We start from the raw sequence: 7,040 nt of genomic DNA on the forward strand, positions 1-7,040 counted from the left end.
CTCCAAGGCAGCAAGGTGCTCGCCGTCGACCTGACCGGGGACGCCGTGAAAGCGAAAAACGGCTCCATGGTCGCGTACGACGGCCAGATGGCCTTCAAGAAGATGTCCGGCGGCGGCCAGACCTGGCACCAGCCGGTCAACGAGATCCTCGGCCGCTACGGGCTGCGTCTGCACACCGCCTGACGCACCCGCACCACACCTGCGAACGCTCAAGGGAAGGCGCGGGCCACCACGGCGGTGGTCCGCGCCTCCCCGTTCCCGCTGCCGGGCACATCGACGTGCCCGGATCGCCACCCGCCGGCCGGCACGTCCGCCGATGCCCGGCCACCGCCCGGGTCAGAGCCGCAGGACCGTGGCGAGGTGCGCCGACAGCTCGGACAGGGACGGCGGAGTCCGCCGCAGCGACACATAGCCGTCCGGGCGGAGCAGCAGAGCGGTCGGGCCCCGCACGTCGTAGACGCGCCCGAACTCGCCCCGACTGTCCCGCCACCCCTGGGGAAACGTGCCGTCCGCACCGATGGGGGCCGCGACGTCGGGGTGGAGGACGAGAGTGGACCTTACCTGTCCGTGCGTCAGGCGGGCTGCCTCGTCCGCCAGGCCCGCACACGACTCCCAGTCGCTCCCGTCGTCCGCGTACAGCAACAGCGTGTGCGCGTCGCGGCCGCGGAGCACGTCGAACAGCCGAACCGGGAACGTGGCGATCGGTCCCACCAGACCACCGCAGTCGGGTGCGCGGTCGCCCGCGTCGGGACCGGCGTGGCCGCTGCCGCGGGAGGCGACGACCGGGCTGTCCGGGTAACCCACGAGCAGTTGGGCCTCGCGCAGCATGAGCATCTGCGGCTCCTCGGGATCCGCCTGGACGCCGCCCGCGGTCGCATGGCGCACGGTGCGCCCCACCACCTCCTCGCCCACCGGGCGCCGCTCGGCGTCGTAACTGTCGAGCAGGCGCGGGTGCGCGGTCCCGGCAACGGCGAGCGCGAGCTTCCACGCCAGGTTGTAGGCGTCCTGGATACCCGTGTTCATGCCCTGGGCGCCGGTCGGCGGATGGATGTGCGCGGCGTCGCCCGCGACGAAGACCCTGCCCCGCGAGTAGCGGTCCACCAGCCGGTGGCTGATGCGGAACACCGACGACCAGCGCAGCGCCGACGCCGTGGTGGGCTCCGGAGCCAGCCGGTCGAGGACGGCCTGCACATGCTCCAGCCCCGGGGCTCTGCCGCCCTGAAGTCCGTGCGCCGCGCTGTCAGCGTCCCGCTGCTGCACGGCGGACAGCTCCGGCGGCACCAGCATCGACATCCGGTAACGGCGGTGTCCGGGCAGCGGGATGCACACCAGCAGGTCGTCGGCGGCGCCGTCGCCGACATGCGTGGCCCGCACGCTGTAGCCCGGCGGCAGGCCCCAGTCCACCTCGACGTCCGCGAGCATGTACTCCTCCGGGAAGGCGCCTCCCTCGAAGGCGAGGCCCAGCGACTTGCGGACGACGCTGTGTGCGCCGTCGCAACCCACGAGGTATCGGGACCTGATCTCCTCCGTGCGTCCGGACGGTGTGGTGACCGTGCTCCACACCCCGTCCTCGTCCTGGGCGAACGACACCAGCTCCGTCTCCCGTTCGACCCGGGTGCCCAGGCGGGCGAGGTGCTCCTCGATGATCCGCTCGGTCTCGTACTGCGGCAGGGCGGCGAAGCCGTACGGGACGTCCGGCGGCAGTTTGAGCTCGATCCGCACGCGTTCCACGCCGTTGACGTACGCCAGCTGGCCGCGCATGGGAGCGGCGGCGGCCAGGGCGTCGCGCGCGATCCCCATCCGGTCCCAGATCTCCAGCGTCCTGGGCTGGATGCCCACGGCCTTCGCGTAGGGCAGCCGGGCCGGCAGCCGGTCGATGACACGGCAGGTGACACCGCGTCCGCGCAGTTCGGCCGCCGCCGTGAGTCCGACGGGGCCCGCGCCCACCACCAGCACATCGGTCCGCTCCATCCGGCATCTCCTGTCGGGAGCCCCGGCGCGCGGGGCGATCGACCCCGTTTCTCATGGTCGCCCCGTGAACGGGGCTGCGTCGACTCGGGTGTCGTGGCCTGCGGCCCGGCGTGGCCTTCACCGAGGGCGCTGTGCCCCGCGCCGCCGTGCTGTGCGCGTAGGCGGGCGAGGGCGGCCCGCCCGCCGGACCACCGCATTGTCAGTGGTGGCTGCGACGCTGGGCAGCATGGACGAGCAGATCATGCGCGGACGCGTCTACGGAGCCGATCACGACGATCCCGACCCCGGCCCGCGGCCAGGACACGATTACGTCGAGCTGGTAGGCGGACCGCTCGACGGGCTGCTGCTGGACGTCACCGGGTGGACGCCCCGGCAACTGCACGAAGGGGCCGCGCTGGCCACCGAACTCGGCCGTTACGGAGCCGGCGGCCGCTCACTGTACGGACCGAGGAACGGCACCCCCAGGCTTTTCGACTGGGAGGAGGACACGCCCTGAGCCCCAGGACCGTGCCTTTCCCGCCCCTGCTCTGTAGGCCCGCGCCGATCGTCACGGTGTCCGAGGTGCGAGGAGGCGTCGCAGCGCCGTCGGCGTACGGCCCAGGTACTGGCGCACGGTCCTGCACAGGTGTGCCTGGTCGGCGAAGCCGAGATCGGCGGCGAGGGCGCCAAGGTTGCTCTCTCCCGCCTCCAAGCGGTCCAGGGCCCGGCCGACGCGGACGCGATTGCGATAGCGGGTCACCGACACCCCCAGTTCTCGGGTGAAGGACCGGCTCAAGCGGTACGGCGAGACCCCGAGCAGCTCTGCGAGCGGAAGCAGTGCTTCGGAGGCCGGGTGGCCATCGCTGATCGCCTGGCGGGCCGCCGCGACGAGAGCCGCTTCCGTCCCGGGCGCTTGCGACGCGCCAAGCCGTAGAGGTCCGGAGACGACCTGGCCGATGGCGGTGGCGAGCAGGCCGAGAACCTCTTCCGTCAGCGCGTATCCGATGTCGCCCGTCCGTGCGGCCGCCAGGAGCCGGCGATGGGCGAGATCGAGGCGCGCGTCGACGTACACGCTCTGCGTGGCCGGGCGGGCGGCATCGCCGGCCATCTCTCGCCAGAGCGCCGGCGTCAGGCCGATCGATGTGCAGTCGTCGCCTCCGGCGGGGTGTGCGAAGCGCTCTTCCTCGCCCGGCACGCCCATGTAGGCCATCGTCGGGTCGAGGTCGGCGAGGGCGCCGTCGGCACGTCTGCGGAACCGGCCACGGCGCACGAGCACCACCCGGTAGTCGTCGCGTACCTCCGCCTCGGACCAGCGCGAATGGTCCTCCCGGCACGCCACAGCGGTGACGCTGAAGTCGGGCCGGACAGCGAGAGCGGTGGCTGACAGCACCCTTCAACGCTACGCCCGGGGTCCGACAGTCACCCGCGCAAGGATGTTCAAGACCGGAGCGTCTGAGGCGAGCAAGCTGGTCGACGTGACGCACCGGCGATGCCCCGCCGAGTTGTCACCGCGCTGGAGACCGCCGCCACGGGGCTGCTGGTGCTCACCGATCCGGCCCGACCCACGCACAGGAGAGACGACATGGCTCACGTTCACAAGGAATTCTTGGTCGACAGCACCCCCGACGACGTCTGGGCGGCAGTCCGCGACGTCGGCGCGGTCCACCGGCGCCTGGCACGGGGCTTCGTCACGGACACGCGCATGGAGGCGGACACCAGAGTCGTGACCTTCGCCAACGGCGTCGTGGTGCGCGAACTCCTCGTCGACATCGACGACGAAGCGCGCCGGGTGGCCTATGCGGTGGTTGGCGGGGCACTGGCCCCGAAGCACCACCACGCGTCGATGCAAATCTTCGCCGACGGCAAGGAACGCAGTCGGTTCGTCTGGATCACCGATGTGACGCCGGACGACCTCGCAGGCCCCATCACCGAGATGGTCGACCAGGGAGCACGCGTGATCAAGCAGACGCTGGAGACGGCGCCCACGCAGGACGACTGACCGAGCGGCCTGGAAGTGCGGCGCGGCAACGGCAGGGCGGCCCCCGGCCGGGCGGGCCGCGCACCCGCATAGGATCGAGCGCGTGTGCGCACACGTCATGGTCGCGGAAGACGACGAGAAACAGGCCGAGTTGGTCCGCCGTTACCTGGAACGGGAGGGCCACACCGTCACGGTCGTACGCGACGGCCGCGCCGCCATCGAATCGGTCCGCCACCGCGCACCCGACCTGCTCGTCCTCGATGTGATGATGCCGCGGGCCGACGGCTTGGACGTCCTGCGCGTGCTGCGGGCCGAGGCCCGAGAGCTGCCGGTGCTCATGCTGACCGCCCGCTCCACCGAGGACGATCTCCTGCTCGGCCTGGACCTGGGCGCCGACGACTACATGACCAAGCCGTACAGCCCGCGTGAGCTGATGGCCAGGGTCCGCACCCTGCTGCGCCGTCCGCGGCTCGCCGCCGCGGGCGACGCGGCAGCCCCCTCCGCCCTGTCGGTGGGCACCCTCGTCGTGGACCCGGACCGGCACGAGGTGAGCGTCGACGGCACCCCGGTCGACTGCACACCCGGCGAGTTCCGCATCCTCCACGCGATGGCGACCGAACCCGACCGGGTGTTCACCCGCCAGCGACTGCTCGCGCAACTGCACGGCTTCGACCGCTACATCAGCGCCCGCACCGTCGACATGCACATCAGCAACCTGCGCAAGAAGATCGAGGCCGCACCGCACCGGCCCGCCCGGCTGCTCACGGTCTTCGGCGTCGGCTACAAACTGACCGACCCGAGCGCCTCCCGTGTCCCGTCCTAGGCCCCGCCTGTCCCGACCCGGGCCTGCCGGGTCCCGCGGCCCTGTGCGGGGCGAGCGGCTGCCGATCCGCAGAAGCCTGCTCGGCCGGCTGCTCGCCGTCTCCGCCCTCGTCGCCGTCTGCTCGGTCGGAGCGACCGCGTGGATCGCCGTACAGACCACCTCCGGCGCCATCAAGCAGGAGCAGGGCCAGAACCTCGCCGACGACGCCCGGATCTACCACACCCTCCTCGGCTACGCGGCGACCCACCCCCGGTGGGACGGAGTCGAGGCGACCGTACGCGACCTGGCACGCCGGACCGGCAGGCGCGTGGCGCTGACCACCGAGGAACGGGAGCCGATCACGGACTCCGCCACGGGGGCCTCGCCGCCGCGGCTGCCGCCCCGCGCCTCCGCGATCGTGGACCCGCTCTCCTCGGACACCGCCCTGGCTCCCGTGTCCGGCGACGGTTCCGAGGCCGGCGCCGACCGCATCGACCCGCGCGCCGTCGGCCCCTTCCGGCTGCCGGAACACGAACGCGTCGTGCTGCGGAAGATCGCGGAACGGACGGCCGACTGCCTGCGCGGGTACGGCATCGGCTCGGACGTCGTCGCCGGCCCCAGCGGGCGTCCGCGCATCGAGGTCCTGGGCGACGACTTCGAACGCGTCCAGTCCACCACCGCCTGCGTCGCCCGGGAACTGGACGAACCCACCGCGACCGAGGCCAAGGCACTGGCCGCGCTCAACAAGCTCACCGACGCGTGCCTGAGCCGCCAGGGCCGGGAACCCGTCAAGCTGACCCTGGGCCTGTCTTGGCGCAGCCCGAGGGCCGCGGCGCTACCGGGTGCGGACAGGTCCGCCCGTGTCACCGAGGACGCCGTGCCCGCGCCCGCCCCGACCGTGGCCCCCGCCCCGGCGGAGGTCCCGGCGCCCGCGGGGCCCGCCGGCGACGCCGACGACCGCGCTGTGGCGTCCTGCGTCACCACCGCACGCAGCGAACAGCTCAGCGCGTATGTCGCCTCGCCCGCCCTGCTGTTCATCGGGGACCCCGACTCCACCACCGTCCCCGGTTTCGACCTGTCACCCGCGAACACCGCCCGGATCGCCGGCGCCGCGGCGCTCGTCCTGGCCCTCACCGTCGGGGCGTCCGTGCTGGCCGCCGCCCGGGTCGTACGCCCGCTCCTCGCGCTCACCGGCGCGGCGCAGCGCATGAAGGACGGCGGATACTCCGACGCGGCCCCCGTCCCGGTACCGGCCGGCGCCGTCAACGAGGTCGGGCGGCTGGCCGCCGCCTTCAACGACATGTCGGCGCACCGCGCCCGCATGGAAGGACAGCGCAAGGCGCTGGTCAGCGATGTCGCCCATGAACTGCGCACCCCGCTCAGCAACATCCGCGGCTGGCTGGAGGGAGCACAGGACGGCGTCGCCGACGTCGACGGCGCCTTCGTGTCGTCCCTGCTGGAAGAAGCGGTGCAGCTCCAGCACATCATCGACGACCTCCAGGACCTGGCGGAAGCGGACGCCGGCGCGTTGCGCCTGCACCCCGAGCCGGTGCGGATCCACGACCTGCTCGGCCAGGTCGCGGCAGCACACCAGGGCCTGGCCGAGACGGCGGGCGTCACGCTGACGGTGGTCCCGGCCCCGGCCGGCCTGCCGGGGGAGTTGACCGCGGACCCGGTCAGGCTGCGCCAGGCGGTCGGCAATCTCCTCTCCAACGCCGTACGCCACACCCCGCCCGGCGGCAGCGTCACCCTGCGCGCCCACGAGGACGCGGGAACGGTGGTGATCGATGTGAGCGACACGGGCGAAGGGCTGTCGCCCGAGGACCTTCCTCACGTCTTCGACCGGTTCTGGCGCGCGGAGAAGTCGCGCAGCCGACGGACCGGCGGCAGCGGACTCGGGCTCGCGATCGTACGGAAACTCACCGAGGCGCACGGCGGCACGGTGGATGCGGTGAGTACCGAGGGGAAGGGTTCCGTCTTCACCCTGCGGATTCCGGCCGGCGGGCCGGCGGACAGCGGCCGTGAAGCCTGATGCGATGACGACAGCGTTCTGACAGGTTCCTCACAACTCCACGCCAGCATGGCGGGTGCCATCAAGGCACAACCAGTTGGAACGGAGCCACCCCACATGTCCCACCGTCTGTCCCTGCGAGCCCTCGCTGTCGCCACGGTCGCGGCCGGCGCGCTCGCCGTGCCGTCGACCGCCGCCTTCGCCGACACCAGCCCCGCCCCCGCCCCGACGGTCGAGCCCCGCGAGGCTGCCCGGAAGACCCCCGCCCCCGCCGAGCCGAGCGTGACGAAGGACAAGGA

6 protein-coding genes and 2 pseudogenes are annotated in these 7,040 nt (G+C 72.6%); 6 read left to right on the forward strand and 2 right to left on the reverse strand.

Annotated features, from left to right (window positions below):
- Positions 1-120 (forward strand): annotated as a pseudogene (locus ACWGH4_RS27670) (AIM24 family protein); the annotation flags it as partial.
- Positions 121-336: 216 nt separating this feature from the next.
- Here the strand turns inward: ACWGH4_RS27670 and ACWGH4_RS27675 are convergent.
- A complete protein-coding gene (locus ACWGH4_RS27675; protein WP_453465747.1) occupies positions 337-1,971 on the reverse strand; it encodes an FAD-dependent monooxygenase in 1,635 nt (544 codons plus the stop codon).
- A gap of 226 nt (positions 1,972-2,197) precedes the next feature.
- Between ACWGH4_RS27675 and ACWGH4_RS27680 the strand changes: the two genes are divergently transcribed.
- Positions 2,198-2,467 (forward strand): hypothetical protein, encoded by a 270-nt coding sequence (locus ACWGH4_RS27680; protein WP_453465749.1) that lies wholly within the window; start codon positions 2,198-2,200, stop codon positions 2,465-2,467.
- A gap of 51 nt (positions 2,468-2,518) precedes the next feature.
- On the opposite strand, the gene ACWGH4_RS27685 is transcribed toward ACWGH4_RS27680, so the two are convergent.
- Complete coding sequence (locus tag ACWGH4_RS27685) at positions 2,519-3,340, reverse strand: helix-turn-helix transcriptional regulator (protein ID WP_453465751.1); 822 nt, start codon at positions 3,338-3,340, stop codon at positions 2,519-2,521.
- A gap of 192 nt (positions 3,341-3,532) precedes the next feature.
- Here ACWGH4_RS27685 and ACWGH4_RS27690 point away from each other — a divergent pair, with 192 nt between their 5' ends.
- The 4 genes and pseudogenes from ACWGH4_RS27690 to ACWGH4_RS27705 form a co-directional block, all read left to right on the forward strand.
- Positions 3,533-3,949 carry an SRPBCC family protein gene (locus ACWGH4_RS27690; RefSeq protein ID WP_453465753.1) on the forward strand — a complete coding sequence of 139 codons (417 nt, stop codon included), beginning with the start codon at positions 3,533-3,535 and terminating at the stop codon, positions 3,947-3,949.
- A 97-nt stretch (positions 3,950-4,046) separates the two neighbouring features.
- The gene (locus tag ACWGH4_RS27695) at positions 4,047-4,751 is read left to right on the forward strand and encodes a response regulator transcription factor (protein WP_453465757.1); all 705 of its coding nucleotides are present in this window, start codon (positions 4,047-4,049) and stop codon (positions 4,749-4,751) included.
- Between the two features lie 43 nt (positions 4,752-4,794).
- The gene (locus ACWGH4_RS27700; protein ID WP_453465755.1) at positions 4,795-6,762 is read left to right on the forward strand and encodes a sensor histidine kinase; all 1,968 of its coding nucleotides are present in this window, start codon (positions 4,795-4,797) and stop codon (positions 6,760-6,762) included.
- Between the two features lie 96 nt (positions 6,763-6,858).
- Positions 6,859-7,040, forward strand: a pseudogene (locus tag ACWGH4_RS27705) (hypothetical protein); the annotation flags it as partial.

It is taken from the genome of Streptomyces sp. NPDC054847 (assembly GCF_053610925.1).